Origin of the sequence: Nocardioides sp. Kera G14, from assembly GCF_020715565.1 — a bacterium.
GTDB lineage: Bacteria > Actinomycetota > Actinomycetes > Propionibacteriales > Nocardioidaceae > Nocardioides.
The window spans coordinates 2,065,672-2,082,537 of record NZ_CP085839.1 but is presented as its reverse complement, the minus strand read 5'-3'; the positions used below and the strand labels follow the sequence as shown (position 1 = coordinate 2,082,537).

18 protein-coding genes are annotated in these 16,866 nt (G+C 67.6%); 16 read left to right on the top strand and 2 right to left on the bottom strand.

The window, feature by feature from the left end; all coding sequences use genetic code 11:
• The first annotated feature begins 10 nt into the window (after nucleotides 1-10).
• The 6 genes from LH076_RS10255 (at nucleotide 11) to LH076_RS10230 (ending at nucleotide 4,074) form a co-directional block, all read left to right on the top strand.
• Complete coding sequence (locus LH076_RS10255; protein WP_227780598.1) at nucleotides 11-586, top strand: DUF6318 family protein; 576 nt, start codon at nucleotides 11-13, stop codon at nucleotides 584-586.
• Entirely contained in the window at nucleotides 583-1,404 is an 822-nt protein-coding gene (locus LH076_RS10250) for a hypothetical protein (protein WP_227780597.1), read from the top strand. Before LH076_RS10255 ends, LH076_RS10250 begins: the two co-directional genes overlap by 4 nt.
• A gap of 117 nt (nucleotides 1,405-1,521) precedes the next feature.
• On the top strand, nucleotides 1,522-1,659 hold the full coding sequence (locus tag LH076_RS10245; RefSeq protein WP_227780596.1) for a hypothetical protein: 138 nt from the start codon (nucleotides 1,522-1,524) through the stop codon (nucleotides 1,657-1,659).
• A 42-nt stretch (nucleotides 1,660-1,701) separates the two neighbouring features.
• On the top strand, nucleotides 1,702-2,007 hold the full coding sequence (locus LH076_RS10240) for a YciI family protein (protein WP_227780595.1): 306 nt from the start codon (nucleotides 1,702-1,704) through the stop codon (nucleotides 2,005-2,007).
• Nucleotides 2,008-2,012: 5 nt separating this feature from the next.
• Entirely contained in the window at nucleotides 2,013-2,657 is a 645-nt protein-coding gene (locus LH076_RS10235; RefSeq protein WP_227780594.1) for a class I SAM-dependent methyltransferase, read from the top strand.
• Between the two features lie 10 nt (nucleotides 2,658-2,667).
• Nucleotides 2,668-4,074 carry an HNH endonuclease signature motif containing protein gene (locus tag LH076_RS10230; RefSeq protein ID WP_227780593.1) on the top strand — a complete coding sequence of 469 codons (1,407 nt, stop codon included), beginning with the start codon at nucleotides 2,668-2,670 and terminating at the stop codon, nucleotides 4,072-4,074.
• A 1-nt stretch (nucleotide 4,075) separates the two neighbouring features.
• Here LH076_RS10230 and LH076_RS10225 read toward each other — a convergent pair whose 3' ends face one another.
• Nucleotides 4,076-4,375: a helix-turn-helix domain-containing protein gene (locus tag LH076_RS10225; RefSeq protein WP_227780592.1), complete on the bottom strand. Its 300-nt coding sequence runs from the start codon at nucleotides 4,373-4,375 to the stop codon at nucleotides 4,076-4,078.
• A gap of 99 nt (nucleotides 4,376-4,474) precedes the next feature.
• Here LH076_RS10225 and LH076_RS10220 point away from each other — a divergent pair, with 99 nt between their 5' ends.
• The 9 genes from LH076_RS10220 to LH076_RS10180 all read left to right on the top strand — a co-directional run bounded on the left by LH076_RS10220 (nucleotide 4,475) and on the right by LH076_RS10180 (nucleotide 15,597).
• The gene (locus LH076_RS10220; protein ID WP_227780591.1) at nucleotides 4,475-6,217 is read left to right on the top strand and encodes a type I restriction-modification system subunit M; all 1,743 of its coding nucleotides are present in this window, start codon (nucleotides 4,475-4,477) and stop codon (nucleotides 6,215-6,217) included.
• Nucleotides 6,214-7,380, top strand: coding sequence for a restriction endonuclease subunit S (locus LH076_RS10215; protein ID WP_227780590.1), 1,167 nt, complete (start codon nucleotides 6,214-6,216; stop codon nucleotides 7,378-7,380). The genes LH076_RS10220 and LH076_RS10215 overlap by 4 nt, the downstream gene beginning before the upstream one ends.
• Nucleotides 7,380-10,505: a type I restriction endonuclease subunit R gene (locus LH076_RS10210; RefSeq protein WP_227780589.1), complete on the top strand. Its 3,126-nt coding sequence runs from the start codon at nucleotides 7,380-7,382 to the stop codon at nucleotides 10,503-10,505. Before LH076_RS10215 ends, LH076_RS10210 begins: the two co-directional genes overlap by 1 nt.
• Before the next feature lie 11 nt (nucleotides 10,506-10,516).
• Nucleotides 10,517-12,286, top strand: a complete 1,770-nt coding sequence (locus LH076_RS10205; protein ID WP_227780588.1) for an ABC transporter ATP-binding protein — start codon at nucleotides 10,517-10,519, stop codon at nucleotides 12,284-12,286.
• Nucleotides 12,283-14,076, top strand: coding sequence for an ABC transporter ATP-binding protein (locus LH076_RS10200; RefSeq protein WP_227780587.1), 1,794 nt, complete (start codon nucleotides 12,283-12,285; stop codon nucleotides 14,074-14,076). Before LH076_RS10205 ends, LH076_RS10200 begins: the two co-directional genes overlap by 4 nt.
• Complete coding sequence (gene hisI / locus LH076_RS10195; RefSeq protein ID WP_227780586.1) at nucleotides 14,076-14,435, top strand: phosphoribosyl-AMP cyclohydrolase; 360 nt, start codon at nucleotides 14,076-14,078, stop codon at nucleotides 14,433-14,435. Before LH076_RS10200 ends, hisI begins: the two co-directional genes overlap by 1 nt.
• Nucleotides 14,432-14,992: a Trp biosynthesis-associated membrane protein gene (locus LH076_RS10190; protein WP_227780584.1), complete on the top strand. Its 561-nt coding sequence runs from the start codon at nucleotides 14,432-14,434 to the stop codon at nucleotides 14,990-14,992. The genes hisI and LH076_RS10190 overlap by 4 nt, the downstream gene beginning before the upstream one ends.
• Nucleotides 14,993-15,002: 10 nt before the next feature.
• Nucleotides 15,003-15,203: an HGxxPAAW family protein gene (locus tag LH076_RS10185; RefSeq protein ID WP_227780583.1), complete on the top strand. Its 201-nt coding sequence runs from the start codon at nucleotides 15,003-15,005 to the stop codon at nucleotides 15,201-15,203.
• A 103-nt stretch (nucleotides 15,204-15,306) separates the two neighbouring features.
• Nucleotides 15,307-15,597 (top strand): DUF2752 domain-containing protein, encoded by a 291-nt coding sequence (locus tag LH076_RS10180; protein WP_227780582.1) that lies wholly within the window; start codon nucleotides 15,307-15,309, stop codon nucleotides 15,595-15,597.
• Nucleotides 15,598-15,615: 18 nt separating this feature from the next.
• Here the strand turns inward: LH076_RS10180 and LH076_RS10175 are convergent, their stop codons facing one another.
• The gene (locus LH076_RS10175; protein ID WP_227780581.1) at nucleotides 15,616-16,002 is read right to left on the bottom strand and encodes a DUF4190 domain-containing protein; all 387 of its coding nucleotides are present in this window, start codon (nucleotides 16,000-16,002) and stop codon (nucleotides 15,616-15,618) included.
• Between the two features lie 66 nt (nucleotides 16,003-16,068).
• On the opposite strand from LH076_RS10175, the gene trpC reads away from it, so the two are divergent.
• Nucleotides 16,069-16,866, top strand: a complete 798-nt coding sequence (gene trpC / locus LH076_RS10170; protein WP_227780580.1) for an indole-3-glycerol phosphate synthase TrpC — start codon at nucleotides 16,069-16,071, stop codon at nucleotides 16,864-16,866.

Genomic DNA, 16,866 nt, shown 5'->3' with positions numbered 1-16,866 from the left:
AGGCCAGGACATGGGGAAGCACCTCACCAGGTTCGCTGTCGGCACGGTCGCCGCAGCGGTTGCGCTGGCCTTGGCCGGCTGCGGGTCGGACAAGGCACAGCCGCCGTCGTCGGTCCGTACGACGAGCACCGTCGCCTCACCCACCTCAACGCCCACGCCCACCGCTCCAGTCATGCCCGACGCCGCCAAGCAGCACACCAAGGAAGGTGCAGAAGCGTTTGTTCGGTACTTCTGGGACGTCGCGAACGCTGCCCAGTCCAACGGTGACCCGAGCGAGTTGACTGACCTAAGTCTCGACGGTTGTGAAGCGTGTGACGGGACGATTTCATCGATTCGCAAAACGAAGGCCGCGGGCGGCACCTACGTCGGCGGCACCTCGACGGTTGTCGTGCAGTCTTCAGAGCTGTTGCAGTCCGAGACATTCCAGATGGCTCACGTCCAGGCTCGAATTGATGTGTCAGACGAAACGGTCGACTACCCGGGCAGCGGGAAGGATGTCCATCGCCCCGCCCGCCAAGCTCGCATTCGCATGGAACTCACATGGGCTGGCGGGTGGCGTGTCGCGCAGATAGTCGCTGTGGCATGAGCTTCTTACTGCGGCTGCTCTGCATCACGGCGCTGATCTCTTGGTTGAGTGTTTGCGTCATCAGTTCTTCAGTCCTAGCTGCGGGTTGTAGTGGCACCCTCGCCGGTTCGGCAGGGGCCGAGGACCAAGACTTCCTTACGAACATCGACATCACGACGCACTGCGGCAACTCTGATGATTCGTTCGTCGACGCGGTTCCAGGTCACTGGGTCCACGAGCCCGTTTGCAAGCTAGGGGGCAGCACTATGTGTGATGCCGATGGCCAAGCCGTCTGCGCCGACGGAACACCGATGGAGACGGTCTACTTCCAGCCAGACGAGGGCGTGGCGGGCGGGCCCCGGAGCAACTGCCCGACTGACGCTAATGCGGCAGACCCAGGTCCAACGGTGAGCGACGTCATACACGCCCTTGAACGAGTCCCGTTGCCGCAGTCCGTCCTCCAGATCCAGCCTCCCGACGGCGAAACGCTCGTCAACTTCGACACCAACTTCCTGACCGAAGCTGAGCCCTTCGACACATCGGTGACGCTCGTCGGCCACACCGTCGACTTCAAGATCCACCCTGCGCGTTTCACCTGGCACTACGGCGATGGTGAGACGGCCGAGGGGACCGAGCCGGGGCGGCTTTACCCGAACCTCGACGTCACGCACCGCTATCGGAAGAAGGGCACCGTGGCGGCGAGCGTCGACACGACCTGGGCGGCCGATTACCGGATCGACGGGGGAGCGTGGGCGACCGTTCCGGACACGGTGACGATGGCCGGCGCCCCGCAGCAGTTGAGGATCAGGACGGCGACACCGTTACTCGCGGGGTCGTGAAAGCCGCGGGTGTCGGCGTACATCGGCAGGTGGCTTCGGCGTAGCCGGAGTACGCAGGTTTAGCCCGTATGTGACGGGGTACACAACCCGCGGAAAACGATCGTGGAAGGCCTGGACATGAAGTACCTCAGTTGGGTGGTTGCCTACGGCGTCGTGGGCACGGTCTTGATCGTTCTCGGAGGACGCAGCCTGAGCGAGGCCGCCACCCCCGAGCAGGACGGGCCCGTGGCTGTTTCCGTCGTCGCCGGGCACTGACGACCAATCGCACATCGCCTCCGCGGCTCTTAGAGTCGCGACATGAGGACCTGGCTCTATCTGATCCACCCGCCACGCGAGGACTTCATCGCCACCATCACGCCGGACGAGGCGGCGATCATGGGCGAGCAGCACTCGCCGTACCTCGCCCGCCTGCTCGACGAAGGCACGCTCATCCTTGCCGGGCCGACGTGGGGGCAGCCGTGGAACGACGGTGTCGCGATCGTCGAGGCCGCCGACGAGGAGGCGGCGCGCGCGATCATGGAGGCAGACCCGGCGATCACCTCGGGCCTGATGGTCGGCGAACTGCGGGAGATGCGCGTCTCCTATCTGCGCGGGCGGGCCTGACGAGCATGGGCCTTTGGGGCGATCGGCTGCTGCCGCACGTGATCGACCGGGCGTGCGGTGACCGGCGCCTGCAGCCCCTCCGTGAGCGCGCGCTGGCGGGACTGCACGGCACCGTCGTCGAGCTCGGCTTCGGCAGCGGGCTCAATGTCCCGCTCTATCCCGAGGCGGTTGACCGTGTCCTCGCCGTGGAGCCCTCCGACGAGGCGTGGCGGATGTCAGACGCCGTACGCCGACAGGCCGATGTTCCGATCGAGCGGGTCGGCCTCGACGGAGCGTCGCTGGACCTCGCCGACGATTCGGCCGACTGCGTGCTGCTCACCTTCACGCTCTGCACCATCCCGGACGTCGAGTCGGCGGTCCGCGAGTCGGCGCGCGTGCTCCGGCCCGGCGGCACGATCCACATCGCCGAGCACGGACTGTCGCCTGACCCCGGTGTCGCCACGTGGCAGCACCGGCTCGATGGGTTGCAGCAGCGGGTCTTCGGCGGCTGCCATCTGATCCGGGATCCTCGAGTGCTTCTCGCTGGGGCCGGATTCGTCGAGCTCAACATCGAGTCCGGCTACGTCGACGGCCTGCCGCGCTTCGGCCGTCCATGGTCCTATGGCTATGCGGGGTCGGCTCGCCACGGTTTTGTCGGTGGTGGCGTATAGCGTCGGAGACGTGATCTCGGGCGAGCGGTTGGCCGGTGTTTTCGGCCTCGATGCGGGCGACCTGGGCGGGGTGGAGTTCCTCGACCATGTCGCCGACGTCGGGCGTGCCCTGCGGGAGCTCGAGGTCCGGATCGTGCAGCTGGCCTACGAGTGGGTGGTGCGTAACGACGCCCAGACGGTGGGCAGGCGTGAGGCCCGCCGGCGGCCCGAAGGCGTGGAGCGTGTGGTGCCGGTCGGGAGCGCGGGAGCTGAGGAGATCGCCGAGTTCTCCCCGGCCACGCTGGGGATGCGGCTCGGCATGACGACGTACGCCGCCCGCGAGTTGATGGCCGACGCGACCGACCTGCACCACTTCTTCCCGCAACTGTGGGCCCGGGTGCAGGAGTTCGAGGTGAAGGTCTCCTACGCGCAGCACGTGGCGAAGTGCTGCCGAGCCGCCAACCTCGATCGCGAACAGATGGCGTCCGTTGACGAGGCGGTGGCCGAGTCGGCTGATGGGCGGCTCAACTGGACCCGCTTCGACGAGCTCGTCCGGGCGGCGACCACCACCTGTGACTACGAGCGGGCTCGTGAGGAGGAGCGGAAGCGGCGTGAGGCGACCTTTGCCCGCAAGCTCCGCGGTGTGCAGTCCGGCATGGCATCGTTCATGTACCGCGACACCCTCGACAACATCACCCGTGTCGATGCCTCCGTGAAGGCGGATGCCGAGAAGCTGGCCGAGACCATGCCGGAGAAGTCCTTCGATGAGCGCTGTGCGATCGCGGCCCGGATGCGACTCCTCGGAGAGACTCCGGGTGAAGGAACGCCGAGTGGCCCCGACGTGGTGATCCACCTCCACTCCTACGCCGACCCGACCGGCCAGGACAGTGCCGAAGAGGCCGGCTTCTCCCGGATCGACACCGCGGAGATGGTGACCAACGCCTGGGTCTCGGAGGTCTTCGGGGACGACCCCGCGGCGAAGATTGAGATCCGGCCGGTGCTCGATGTCGAGGGTCTTGCTCCGGTCGATTCCTACGAGATCCCGAGGCGGCACCGCCGCGCGGTCGAGGTTCTCTTCCCGGCGAGTGTCTTCCCGTGGGGCGGACGCCGGGGTCCGACCTCGCAGATCGACCACACCATCGCGTGGAAAACCGACGGCCCAACCGGCCAGACCGGGATCGGCAACCTCGGCCCGCTGAGCACCCGCGAGCATCGCCTCAAGACCCACGGTGACGTCGACGTGAAGCAGCCCTTCCCGGGCATCTTCCTCTGGCGCGACGCCGGCGGAGCGGTCTACCTCGTGGACGCCTCAGGCACCCGCGCGCTTCGACATCAGGAGCCGCCGCCTCCGAGAAGGCGAAGGCCGAGCGCAGCCGAGCTGCGCCTTGCGACCCACTTCGGGCTCCACACCTTCGACGTCGACTACGACGCCGCCTGAGTCAGTTCTTCGGCACAGGGAACGACTCGACGTCTCTCGTGAAGTCGACCAGGTAAAGCGGGTCGATCTCGAGCGCCTTGGCGAGTCGATAGATGACGTCGATGGTCGGATTCGGTGGAGCGGACTTGTCCGTGTTGCTTCCCCGGTTGTTGAGGAGCAACTGAACGTAGCGACGGCTCAGTCCGGTCGCATCCACAAGCCGCTGCTCGGTCCATCTGAGCTCGTTGTGGCGATGCCGCACCTTCTGGCCGAGGAGGCGTGCTCGCGCCTCGAACTCTGCCGGTCGCGTGTCGGAAGCCACCGAAAGAGCCTCTTCGGCTACGGTCCTTTACTCGGCGCAATATATTGAGCCAAGCGCAGGATCCTGCGCTTCCTTGTTGCGCGTCCGAGAGGGTGACCGTTGAGCGTCTTGGGCTCTGCGATCTGGTCGATCGCGGACATCCTGCGCGGCCCGTATCGGCCGAACCAGTACGGCGCCGTGATCCTCCCGTTCACGATCTTGCGCCGGCTCGACTGCATCCTTGAGCCCGAGCGCGAGACGGTCCGGGAACTGGGGGAGAAGTACGGCAACCCGGCTCGGCTGCGTGTCGAGGTCAAGAAGGTGACGGGCCGCACCTTCTACAACCTGTCGAAGTTCTCCTTCGCCAACCTGCTCGCCGACGCTGACGGGCTGGTCGACAACCTCGTCGACTACGTCGACCGCTTCTCCGACGACATCGATGTCTTCGACTACTTCGACCTCAAGAAGGAGATCCTCGCCCTCGAGAAGGCCGAGCTGCTCCGCGAGATCGTCAAGGCCTTCGGGGCCCTCGACCTGCACCCGGAGGTCATCAGCAACGCCGACATGGGTGATGCCTTCGAGTACATCATCCGGAAGTTCAACGAGGTCGCCAACGAGACCTCGGGCGACCACTACACGCCCCGCGATGCCATCAAGTTGATGGTCGACCTCCTCTTCGCGGAGGAGGACTCGGGCCTCACCGAGGCCGGCGTCGTGCGCTCGATCTACGACCCCACGGCCGGCACCGGCGGCATGCTCGCGCTCGCGGAGGAGCACCTCCTGGAGCAGAACCCCGACGCCCGCCTCGCGCTCTTCGGCCAGGAGTACAACCCGCAGTCGTACGCCATCTGCAAGTCAGACCTGATCGCCAAGGGCCACGACGCCTCCAACATCGCCTTTGGCAACACGCTCACCGACGACCGGTTCGCAGGGCGGCACTTCGACTTCGGCATGTCGAACCCGCCGTACGGCGTCGACTGGAAGCAGTACGCCAAGCAGATCAAGGCGGAGCAGGAGCAGGCCGGTCCCTACGGCCGCTTCGCCCCCGGCCTCCCCGCGACGTCAGACGGCCAGATGCTCTTCCTTCTCCACCTGGCCCACAAGATGCGCCCGGCCCACGACGGCGGCGGCCGCGTCGGCATCGTCATGAACGGCTCACCGCTCTTCAACGGCGCCGCGGAGTCGGGACCGTCCAACATCCGCCGCCACCTGCTTGAGAACGACCTGGTCGAGGCGATCGTCGCGCTTCCGACCAACATGTTCTTCAACACCGGCATCGCCACGTACATCTGGATTCTCGACAACACCAAGCAGCCTGAGCGCCGCGGCAAGGTCCAGCTCATCGACGGCTCGTCCTTCTGGACCAAGCTCCGGAAGAACCTCGGCTCCAAGGGCCGCGAAATCAGCGATAGCGACCGCTCCCAGATCCTCAAGTTGTACGTCGACTTCGAGAATGCCGACCCGGATTTCTCCAAGGTGCTCCGCAACGACGAGTTCGGCTACTGGACGATCACTGTCGAGCGCCCGCTGCTCGACGAGTCCGGTGAGGTCGTTCACGACCGCAAGGGCAACGCCAAGCCCGACACGAAGAAGCGTGACACCGAGAACGTCCCCTTCACCTACGGCGGCAACACCGGTGCCGACGGGAAGATCGAAACGATCAAGGCGTACGTCGACGCCGAGGTCCTTCCGCATGTCCCCGATGCTTGGATCGATTGGTCCAAGGTCAAGGTCGGCTACGAGATCCCGTTCACGCGGCACTTCTACAAGTACGTCCCGCCTCGTCCGCTCGAGGAGATCGATGCGGACTTGGAGAAGCAGGTCGCGAAGATTCTTGACCTTCTTCGCGAGGTCGAGGGATGAGTGTGCTTGCGCCCTGGCTTCCCGATCTCCCACCCCGATGGGATGTCGTTCAGATGAGGCGGGTCGCCACGATTCGCAACGGAGTTGACTACAAAGAGGTCGAGGTGTCGGCGGGCGGCTACCCGGTCTACGGGTCCGGAGGCGAGTTCCGACGCGCCTCGGAATATCTATACGACGGCGTCAGTGTCTTGTTTGGCCGTAAAGGGACGATCGACAGGCCACTTCTTGTGACGGGGCGGTTTTGGACCGTCGACACGATGTTCTTCACCGAGTTGTCGGAGAAGGTCGAACCGCGGTTCTTTCACTACTACGCGTTGACCATGCCGTTTTCGTATTACGCGACCAACACGGCGCTTCCTAGCATGACGCAAGGCGAGCTCGGCGGTCACCGAATGCCGCTGCCGCCACTGAACTTGCAGCGCTCCATCGCCGACTTCCTCGACCGCGAGACCGCCCGGATCGACGCGCTCATCGACGATCAGCAGCGACTGGTCAAGTTGTTCAAAGAGCGCCGGCAAGCAGCCGTGGACTTGGTGTTCAACGGTGCGCCGACTCGGCGGGTCGAGTTGAGGAGACTCCTAAGCCAGTCGCCGACCTATGGCGTCCTGGTGCCACGTTACGTGGAACCTGAGGAACCCGGCGCGGTCCAATTCTTCCGAGTGGGCGATCTTTCCTCAGCGCAATTAGTGCCGAGCGCAAGGTGGGTCTCGGGTGAACAGTCGGACGAGTACGGACGGACCGTTCTTCGTGAAGGGGATGTCCTTCTCGGCGTGGTTGGCAAGATGGGGAGCGCTGCCGTCGCGCCTGCTTGGGCCTCAGGAGCGAATGTCGCACGGGCGGTAGCCGTGCTCCGACCTGCCATGGACGTACAGCCAGAGTTGCTGCGCGCGTGGCTCACGTCTAGCGAATTCCTTGAACAAGCAGGGTCCGCAACCAGCGGTGATTCCGTCCAGCCCACGCTCGGCATGGCCGACCTGTCGAGATTCATTGTCTCGTGGCCCAGTACGTCCGGCGTTTGGCATCGCCTAGAACTGTCGCTTTCGCGCCTCGACGCACTCATTGCCGAGACCGAGCGGTTCATCGAGCTGTCCAAGGAGCGCAGGGCAGCGCTCATCACCGCGGCAGTGACGGGCCAGATCGATGTACGCGACGCGGTGGCGTGATGGCGGATCACAACGAGGTCGTCTTCGAGACGGAGATCTGTGAGTACCTCGAGGCGAACGGATGGCTGTACTCCAAGAACGACAAGGGCTACGACCGGGAGCGCGCACTCTTCCCTGAGGACGTCGTCGCCTGGCTCGAGGCGACCCAGCCGGCGGCGTACGAGAAGGCCCTGAAGGCAGCGGGAAGCCAAGGGAAGTTCCTCGACGTCCTGACGGCCGCACTCGACAGGCCGCTGGAGCACGGTGGCGGCACGCTCAACGTGCTGCGCAACGGCGTGCAGTACGTCGGCGGCGGCCGGCTCAAGATGGCGCAGTTCCGTCCGGAGAACACGCTCAACGAGACGACCGTCGCGCAGTACGCCGCCATGCGGGTGCGTGTGATCCGGCAGGTGCACTTCTCGACGGCCGACCAGCGCAGCATCGACCTGGTCCTCTTCGTCAACGGCATCCCGGTGGCGACAGCGGAGCTCAAGACCGACTTCACGCAGAGCCTCGACGAGGCGACGACGCAGTACCGGCGGGACCGCAACCCGCTCACCAACGGCAAGCCCGAGCCGTTGCTCTCCTTCGGTCACCGTGCACTGGTCCACTTCGCCGTCTCCAACACGCTCGCCGCGATGACGACCAAACTCGAGGGGGAGAAGACTCACTTCCTGCCCTTCAACATCGGCCACGACGGTGGCGCCGGGAACCCGCCCGCCGAGGACGAGCTGTCACCGACGGCATACCTCTGGACGCGGGTCTGGCAGAAGGACGCGTGGCTCCAGATCATCGGGCGCCTGATGATCGTCCAGACCAAGGAGGAGTGGGACGCCGCAACGGGGAGGAGCGAGCGGCGCACGTCGATGCTCTTCCCGCGGTTCCACCAGTGGGAGGCGGTCACAAAGATCGAGCAGGCGGTGGCGGCCGAGGGCGTGGGCCAGCGCTACCTGATCGAGCACTCCGCCGGCTCAGGGAAGACCAACACGATCGCGTGGACGGCCCACCGGCTCGCGCGTCTCCACGTCGACAACAAGAAGGTCTTCGACTCGGTCGTCGTCGTCGTCGACCGTGCGGTCCTCGACGGTCAACTGCAGGACGCCGTCCGCCAGATCGACGGGGGCAGGAAGGTCGTCGCGACGATCAGCCCGGAGGACGTGCGCAAGGCGGGCGCCAAGTCCAAGTCGGGCCTCCTCGCCCAAGCACTGACACAGGGTGAGCTGATCATCGCCGTCACCGTGCAGACCTTCCCGCACGTGCTCAAGGAGCTCGGCGACGACGCCTCACTGGCGGGCAAGCGCTTCGCGGTGATCGCCGACGAGGCGCACTCGTCGCAGGCCGGCCAGACGGCGTCCAGGCTCAAGGAAGTCCTCTCGGCCGGCGAGAGTGAGGACGAGGAGCTCGACGTCGAGGACATCCTCGCCGCTCAGATGGCAGAGCGCGCCGAGTCGCACAACGTCTCCTACTTCGCCTTCACCGCGACGCCGAAGGCGAAGACGATCGAGCTCTTCGGGCGCAAGGGCGCCGACGGCGTGCCGAAGCAGCGCTTCCACCTCTACTCGATGAAGCAGGCGATCGAGGAGGGCTACATCCTCGACGTGCTCCGGGGCTACCAGACCTACGACACCGCCCTCAAGATCGCCGGCAACGCGACGGCAGCGGAGGGTGAGCTCGATGTCGAGGTCGACGAGAAGGTCGCGAAGAAGGGCCTGATGCGGTGGGTCAAGCTCCATCCGACGAACATCAGCCAGAAGGTCCAGATCATCGTTGAGCACTTCCACGCCAACGTCGCCCATCTGCTCGACGGCAAGGCCAAGGCGATGGTCGTGACCGACTCGCGCAAGGCCGCGGTGAAGTACAAGAAGGCCATCGACCTCTACATCGCCAAGCGCGCGGCGGAGGATCCGAGCTACAGCTACGGCACACTGGTCGCCTTCTCCGGCTCCGTCTCCTTCGGCGACGACGAGATCTGGTCGCCGGAGTGGGGAGTGAAGCCCGACAAGGACGCCGAGGCGACGGAGGCCACCCTCAACCCGGGCGCCAGCGCCGACCTGGCAGCGGCCTTCAAGGGCGACACCTACAAGGTCATGCTCGTCGCCAACAAGTTCCAGACCGGTTTCGACCAGCCGCTGCTCTCGGCGATGTACGTCGACAAGCGCCTCTCCGGCGTCACGGCCGTCCAGACGCTGTCCCGACTCAACCGCACGCACCGCACCGCCACGGGTGAGCGCAAGGTCACGACCTTCGTCATCGACTTCGCCAACAAGCCGGAGGACATCCAGGCGGCCTTCGAGCCCTACTTCGCGGGCGCCTCGCTCGAGACCGAGACCGACCCGTACGTCGTCTCCCACCTGATGAACAAGCTGGACACCGTCGGGATCTACGACGAGGCCGACGTCCGCAAGGTCGGGCTGATCCTCGTCGAGCACCAGGGCAACAACGCGCTCGCGGCCGTCGTCAGCCGGGGCCAGGAGGAGTTCCGCAGACGGTGGACCCACGCCATCGAGACCGGCGACAAGCTCGCCCAGGACGAGCTCGAGCTCTTCCGCAAGGACGCCGGCACGTACGTCCGCCTCTACGACTTCATGAGTCAGGTCGTGAACTACGGCGACCCCTACATGGAGATGCTCGCCGCCTACCTCCGCCTTCTGGGCCAAGTGATAGGTGAGGAGACGTGGAGCTCGCCGGTCGACCTCTCGAACGTCGAGCTCGCCGGCGTACGCCTGCAGAAGAACGCCGAGGTCGACATCAGCCTCAGCGGCGACGCCGACCTGAAGCCGCCCAGCGGCGCTGGCACAGGGGCGAAGAAGGAGCCGAAGTACGTCGCCCTCCGAGAAGTCATCGACGAGATGAACACCCTCTTCGGGGCCGAGGCGTTCGGCGACGCCCAGGTCGCCGAGTTCGTGAACGTGCTCCTCGGGACCCTGATGGGCAACGAGGCACTCCGACTCCAGGCGAAGGTCAACTCACGCAACCAGTTCCGCGAGTCCGCCGACTTCAAGGACGCCGCGATCGAGGCAGTGGCCGACAACCAGAACGCCCACAACACCATGGCCGACTACTTCTTCACCGACGGTCCGGCCATCCAGCGGATCATGACCAAGTTGGCCGACGCCTATTACGAGGCGGCCCTCGACGGTCGGTAAAGTCGTCCCTTGTGGCTGAACCCCCGAGCAGAGCAACGACGTGGGACGGCCTCAAGGTCCTCGGGGTGGCGATCAGGCGCGAGCCGGCGATCTTCACCCTCTCGACGATCGGGAGCGCGCTCTTCGGGGCCCTGACGGTCGCGGATGCGTGGGTCCTCGGGTGGTCGACGGACCACGTCCTCATCCCGTACTTCGACGGCCACCACGTCGGCCGGGGTGCGTACGTCGCCGTGGCGGCGCTCTTCATCGGCGTTGCGCTCCTGCGGGCGGTCGGCATCGTCGCGCGGCGACTGGGCGCCGGGATCATGCAGTACCGGATGCAGGCCCACACCCGCCGCGCGGTCACCCGCACGTACCTCGAGCTTCCGCTCGCCTGGCACCACCAGCACCCGACCGGCCAGCTGCTGAGCAACGCCAACTCCGACGTCGAGGCGGCCTGGGCGCCGATCGCGCCGCTGCCGATGGCGGTCGGCACGATCGTCATGATGGTCATCGCGGTGGCCCAGATGTTCCTCGCCGACGTCGTCCTCGCGCTCGTGGGTGTCCTCGTCTTCCCGGCCGTGATCGCGGCCAACCTCACCTACCAGCGCTTCTCGAGCCCGCTGATCACGCGCGCCCAGCAGCTTCGCGCGGAGCTCAGCGAGATCGCCCACGAGTCCTTCGACGGCGCCCTCGTCGTCAAGACGCTCGGCCGCGAGACCGAGGAGACCGAGCGGTTCAGCGCCAAGGCGCAGCAGTTGCGCGACATCAACATCCGCAGTGGCCGCATCCGCGCCGCCTTCGACCCGACCCTCGCGGCCGTGCCCAACCTCGGCGTCCTCGTCGTCCTCATCGTCGGCGCCCTCCGCGTCCGCTCCGGCGGCACGGCCGCGGGCGACGTCGTCACGGTCGCCTACCTCCTCACGATCGTCAGCTTCCCGATCCGCTCGATCGGCTGGCTGCTCGGCGAGTTCCCGCGCAGCGTCGTGGGCTGGCGACGGGTGCGCAACGTCCTCGACGCGACCGGCTCGACGGCGTACGGCGACGCTGCGCTCGCCGACAGCTCGGCCGGGGCCTCCCTCGAGGTGCGGGACGTCGCCTTCTCGTACGACGGCACCACCCCCGTCCTCGACGGCGTCACGTTCGACGTCCAGCCCGGGCGCACCACCGCGATCGTGGGCGCGACGGCAGCCGGCAAGTCGACGCTCACGACACTGTTGACCCGTCTCGTCGACCCTGCTTCCGGCCGGATCGTCGTGGACGGCACGGACGTCCGTCACCTGGCACCCGGCGAGCTCGCACGAGCCGTGGCCGTCGTACCCCAGGCGGCGTTCCTCTTCGACGACACGGTCCGCGACAACGTCACGCTCGGCGGCGACTTCTCCGACGAGGAGGTCTGGTCGGCGCTGGAGACGGCACAGGCGGCCGACTTCGTCCGCGAGCTCCCGCACGGCTTGGACACGCGGCTGGGGGAGCGCGGCACCTCGCTGAGCGGTGGCCAGCGCCAGCGCATCTCCCTCGCCCGCGCGCTGGTCCGGCACCCGCGGCTCCTGATCCTCGACGACGCGACGAGCGCGGTCGACCCCGAGGTCGAGCAGCGCATCCTCGCCGGCATCAAGCAGTACGACGCCACCTTGGTCGTCGTCGCCTACCGCAAGGCCACGATCGGGTTGGCCGACGAGGTCGTCCACTTGGCCGAGGGCAGGATCGCCGACCGCGGTTCGCACGCCGAGCTGCTCGCAGAGTCCGACGACTACGCGCGGCTGGTCAATGCCTACGAGACCCAGGAGGTGCACGAATGAGCAGCGTCGACACCGGTCTCGACCTCGGCGCGTTCGAGACCATCCGCCGTGGCGTGAAGCACAGCCCGGAGCTGACGGTCGGGATCAGGACCACCGTGCTGTTCGCGATCTTCGCCAGCCTCGGCCAGGTCGTCGTCCCGATCGCCGTGCAGCAGACGCTCGACAAGGGCATCAACGCCGACGGCGGCCCCGACATCCCGTTCACCGTCACCGCCGCGATCATCTCCGCAGTGGCGATCATCGGCACGGCCGTCTGCTCCTACCTGATGACCAGCCGGCTCTTCACCGCGAGCGAGCGTGGCCTCGCCACCTTGCGTACCAAGGCGTTCCGGCACATCCACGACCTGCCGATGCTCACCCAGAACACCGAGCGGCGCGGCGCCCTCGTCTCCCGCGTCACCAGCGACGTCGACCAGGTCAGCCAGTTCCTCGTCTTCGGCGGACTCATCTTCATCATCAGCCTGGGCCAGATGCTCGTCGCGACGGTCGTGATGGCCTTCTACAGCTGGCCCCTCGCAATCGTCGTCTGGCTCTGCTTCGCCCCGCTCTTCGGTTCGATCCGCTGGTTCCAGCGCCGCCTCTCGGCCGCCTACACGCACGTGCGCCAGACCGTCGGCGCCATGCTGTCGGCCGTCAGCGAGCCCGTCGTCGGCGCTGCCGTCGTCAAGGCGTACGCCGTCGAGGAGCGCACCCAGCAGCGCATCGACGAGGCGATCGACGCCAACAGGAACGCCCAGGTCGCCGCGCAGGGCTACACCGTCGTGAGCTTCAGCCTGGGCGGCATCAGCGGCGGCCTCGCCAACGCCGGGGTCGTCCTCGTCGGTGTCTGGCTGGCTGCCCACGGCACGTTCGGAAGCCACCCGATGAGCTCTGGCACCATTCTCGCCTTCGCGTTCCTCGTCAGCCTCTTCGTCAACCCGGTCCAGATGGGCACGCAGATCCTCACCGACGCCCAGAACGCCATCGCCAGCTGGCGTCGCGTGATCGGTGTGCTCGACACTCCGGCCGACCTCGTCGACCCCGGACCGGACGGACAGGTCCTGCCGCGCGGCCCGATCAGCATCGAGTTCCGTGAGGTCAGCTTCGCCTATCCCGGCGGTGCGCCGGTGCTGCACGATCTCAGTCTCGCCATCGCGCCCGGCCGCCGCATCGCCGTCGTCGGTGAGACCGGCTCGGGCAAGTCCACCATCGCGAAGCTGCTCACCCGCCTGATGGACCCCAGCTCGGGCACCGTCCTTCTCGACGGCGTCGACCTGCGGGAGATCCGCGCGGAGTCCCTGCGCTCGTCCGTCGTCCTCGTGCCGCAGGAGGGTTTCCTCTTCGACGACACCCTCGCCGCGAATGTGCGTTACGGCGACCTCACGGCCACCGACGACCAGATCGTCGCGGCCGCGGAGTCGCTCGGGCTCGACGACTGGCTCGCCTCGCTGCCCCTCGGCGTCGCGACGCGTGTGGGCCAGCGCGGCGAGAGCCTGAGTGCGGGGGAGCGGCAGCTCGTCGCACTGCTCCGCGCCCAGCTCGCCGACCCCGACCTGCTCGTCCTCGACGAGGCCACGAGTGCCGTCGACCCGCAGTTGGAGATGCGGATCAACCGCGCGCTCGAGCGGCTGATGGAGGGCCGCACCAGCGTCACCATCGCCCACCGGTTGAGCACCGCCGAGGCCGCCGACGAGGTGATCGTCGTCGACCGCGGACACATCGTCCAGCGCGGCCCGCACACCGAGCTGGTGAGCCAGTCGGCGACGGCGTACGACCGCCTGCACCGCTCCTGGATCGCGCAGCACGGATAATGGACTCCGTGCTGAACCCTGACATCGCCGCCCGGCTCAAGCGGACCACCGACGGCCTCGTGCCGGCGATCGTGCAACAGCACGACACCCGCGAGGTCCTGATGATGGGCTGGATGGACGACGAGGCGCTGCACCGCACGCTCACGACCGGCCGGGCGACCTACTGGAGCCGCAGCCGCCAGGAGTACTGGGTCAAGGGCGACACCTCCGGCCACGTCCAGTGGGTCAAGGAGGTGCGCCTCGACTGCGACGGCGACACCATCCTCCTCACCGTCGACCAGGTCGGTGCCGCCTGCCACACGGGGGACCACACCTGCTTCGATGCCGACCTGCTCGGCGCGCCCCAGGCTTCCGCGTGAGGCTCGGTCTCTGGCCGACCACGCTCCTCGGAGTGGCGGGAGCCGGCGTCGCCGCGATCGCCGGGCACCACGACTGGGCCTCGCGGCCCGGCGCCGCGGCTGCCACGGTCACCTCCGGCGCCAATCCCGCCGAGCGTCCGGCGGTGACCGCGTTGGCACTCGTCGCGCTTGCGGCCTGGGGTGTGCTCCTGGTGACGCGAGGTGTGGTGCGACGTGGCATCGCCGGGCTGGCAGCCCTCGCAGCCCTTGCAGCGCTCGCCGCGTCGGTCGTCGGGCTGATCAACGCGCGCTCCGATGCGCGGAACGTGGGCTGGTCGACGTACACCTCCACGCCGCCCGACCCCTCCCTGACCGTGTGGGGGTTCGTGGCCGTGGTGGCCGCCTCGCTCGCTGCGCTCGCCGGCTGCTTCGCCGTGTGGAAGGTCGGCTCGTGGCCGGAGATGGGGCGGAAGTACGACGCCCCGACGACTGCCGCGGCACCGACGCCGGACACACCGCTGGATGTCTGGAAGGCCCTCGACGAGGGTCGCGACCCGACCGACCCTGACCCCCGTTAGGATCTGCGCTATGGCTGACAATCACGGAAACACCCCCGCCGCCTGGGCCGCTGTCGCGCTCGCGCTTCTCGGCTTCGTGGTCGGCAGCGTCGGCATGATGCTCTCGCCGGTCAACTACGTCGTCTTCTGGATCGGCGTCGCGCTCGTGGTCATCGCCGGGGTGGCGTTCGTGGTGCTGTCGAAGATGGGTTACCACGTCGAGTCGCACTGACCGGCTCACAGCACCGGTCCTGACCATCGGCGGCCTCGCGGTCGCCACGCTTGCGCTGCGGCTCCGTGACCCGCACCAGCACGGCGCCTGGGGCCTCTGCCCGTTGTACGCCGCCACCGGCATCTACTGCCCGGGGTGCGGCGGCCTGCGGGCGGTCAACGACCTGACGCACGGCGACGTCGGTGCCGCCCTCTCGAGCAATCTCCTCATCACCGTCGGCATCCCGTTCGCGGTCGTCGGACTCGCGCTGTGGCTCCTGCATGAATGGCGCGGCACCACGGTGAACCGCGTCCCGCCGGCGCTCCGTTCGGGGGCCTGGACCGCGCTCGTGGCGGTGGCGGTGGTCTTCACCCTCGCTAGGAACACGCCGGCCGGCTCCTGGCTCGCGCCCTGACCCGGCCGACGCGCGGGATCAGCTCGACGAGCTCTCGAAGTCGAGGTTCGCGTCGATGACGCCGGTCGAGATCAGGATGATGTTGACCACCAGGCCGACCGCGGTCAGCACCACGCCGATGATGCCCATCGTGCGGCCGCTCTTGACCCTGTCGCGGCCGCTGAGCGTGCCGCCGGAGGCGTCGATCTCGCGGAGCGCGCTGGTCCCCATGACCCACGGCGCGATGCCGACCAGGCCGAGGAACGCGCAGCAGAAGAGCCCGATGATCCCGAGCACGAGGCTCGTGATGCCGAGCCCGAAGATGAGGCCCGCGCGGGGGTGCTCACCAGGCGGTTGGCCGGGAAAGCCGGGCTGCGGTGCGCCGTAGCCGGGCGGGGGAGGCGGAGGAGGGGTTCCGTAACTCATGACCTGACCCTAGTGACGGCGGAACTGCTTGGTCACACAAATGGGTGCCATGCCAGACTGAGGGCCATGCCCAACAGCCCCGCGACCGTGCTCGACGGCATCATCGCCGGCGTTCGCGAGGACCTCGCCGCGCGACAGGCCACGACCTCCGAGGCCGATCTGCGCGCGATGCTCGCCGACGTCGAGCCGGCCCGCGACCCGATGCCGTCCCTCCGCACGCCGGGCAGCAGTGTGATCTCCGAGGTCAAGCGGAAGAGCCCCAGCAAGGGCGCCCTGGCCGACATCCCCGACCCCGCGGAGCTCGCCGGCGCCTACGCCCGCGGCGGTGCACACGCCATCAGCGTCCTCACGGAGCAGCGTCGGTTCGGCGGTTCGCTGGCCGACCTCGACGCGGTGCGGGCGGCTGTCGGCGTACCGATCCTGCGGAAGGACTTCGTCGTCGAGGCCTACCAGGTGCTGGAGGCCCGCGCCCACGGAGCCGATCTGATCCTGCTGATGTGCTCGGCACTCGACGACCTCCAGCTCAAGGCGCTCTACGGGCGCGCCTGCGAGCTCGGCCTCACCCCGCTGGTCGAGGTGCACGACGAGGCCGAGACCGAGCGGGCGGTCGAGCTCGGTGCCGAGCTGATCGGCGTCAACGCCCGCAACCTCAAGACCCTCGAGATCGACACCGACGTCTTCGGCCGGCTCGCTCCGCTGATCCCTGACGATCGCGTGAAGGTGGCCGAGTCCGGCATCTTCAGCGCCGCCGACGTCACGCGCTTCGTCGGAGAGGGCGCTCGGGCCGTCCTCGTCGGTGAGGCGCTGGTCAAGGACGGCGACCCGGAGGCCGCGGTGCGCGCCATGACCGGCCTCGGTGCATGA

What these genes read in the sequence shown, in the direction of transcription:
- LH076_RS10255 (WP_227780598.1), top strand. Translation starts at nt 11, where the DNA reads ATGGGGAAGCACCTCACCAGGTTCGCTGTCGGCACGGTCGCCGCAGCG.
- LH076_RS10210 (WP_227780589.1), top strand. Translation starts at nt 7,380, where the DNA reads ATGGCGGATCACAACGAGGTCGTCTTCGAGACGGAGATCTGTGAGTAC.
- LH076_RS10245 (WP_227780596.1), top strand. Translation starts at nt 1,522, where the DNA reads ATGAAGTACCTCAGTTGGGTGGTTGCCTACGGCGTCGTGGGCACGGTC.
- LH076_RS10240 (WP_227780595.1), top strand. Translation starts at nt 1,702, where the DNA reads ATGAGGACCTGGCTCTATCTGATCCACCCGCCACGCGAGGACTTCATC.
- LH076_RS10250 (WP_227780597.1), top strand. Translation starts at nt 583, where the DNA reads ATGAGCTTCTTACTGCGGCTGCTCTGCATCACGGCGCTGATCTCTTGG.
- trpC (WP_227780580.1), top strand. Translation starts at nt 16,069, where the DNA reads ATGCCCAACAGCCCCGCGACCGTGCTCGACGGCATCATCGCCGGCGTT.
- LH076_RS10235 (WP_227780594.1), top strand. Translation starts at nt 2,013, where the DNA reads ATGGGCCTTTGGGGCGATCGGCTGCTGCCGCACGTGATCGACCGGGCG.
- LH076_RS10175 (WP_227780581.1), bottom strand. Translation starts at nt 16,002, where the DNA reads ATGAGTTACGGAACCCCTCCTCCGCCTCCCCCGCCCGGCTACGGCGCA.
- LH076_RS10185 (WP_227780583.1), top strand. Translation starts at nt 15,003, where the DNA reads ATGGCTGACAATCACGGAAACACCCCCGCCGCCTGGGCCGCTGTCGCG.
- LH076_RS10215 (WP_227780590.1), top strand. Translation starts at nt 6,214, where the DNA reads ATGAGTGTGCTTGCGCCCTGGCTTCCCGATCTCCCACCCCGATGGGAT.
- hisI (WP_227780586.1), top strand. Translation starts at nt 14,076, where the DNA reads ATGGACTCCGTGCTGAACCCTGACATCGCCGCCCGGCTCAAGCGGACC.
- LH076_RS10200 (WP_227780587.1), top strand. Translation starts at nt 12,283, where the DNA reads ATGAGCAGCGTCGACACCGGTCTCGACCTCGGCGCGTTCGAGACCATC.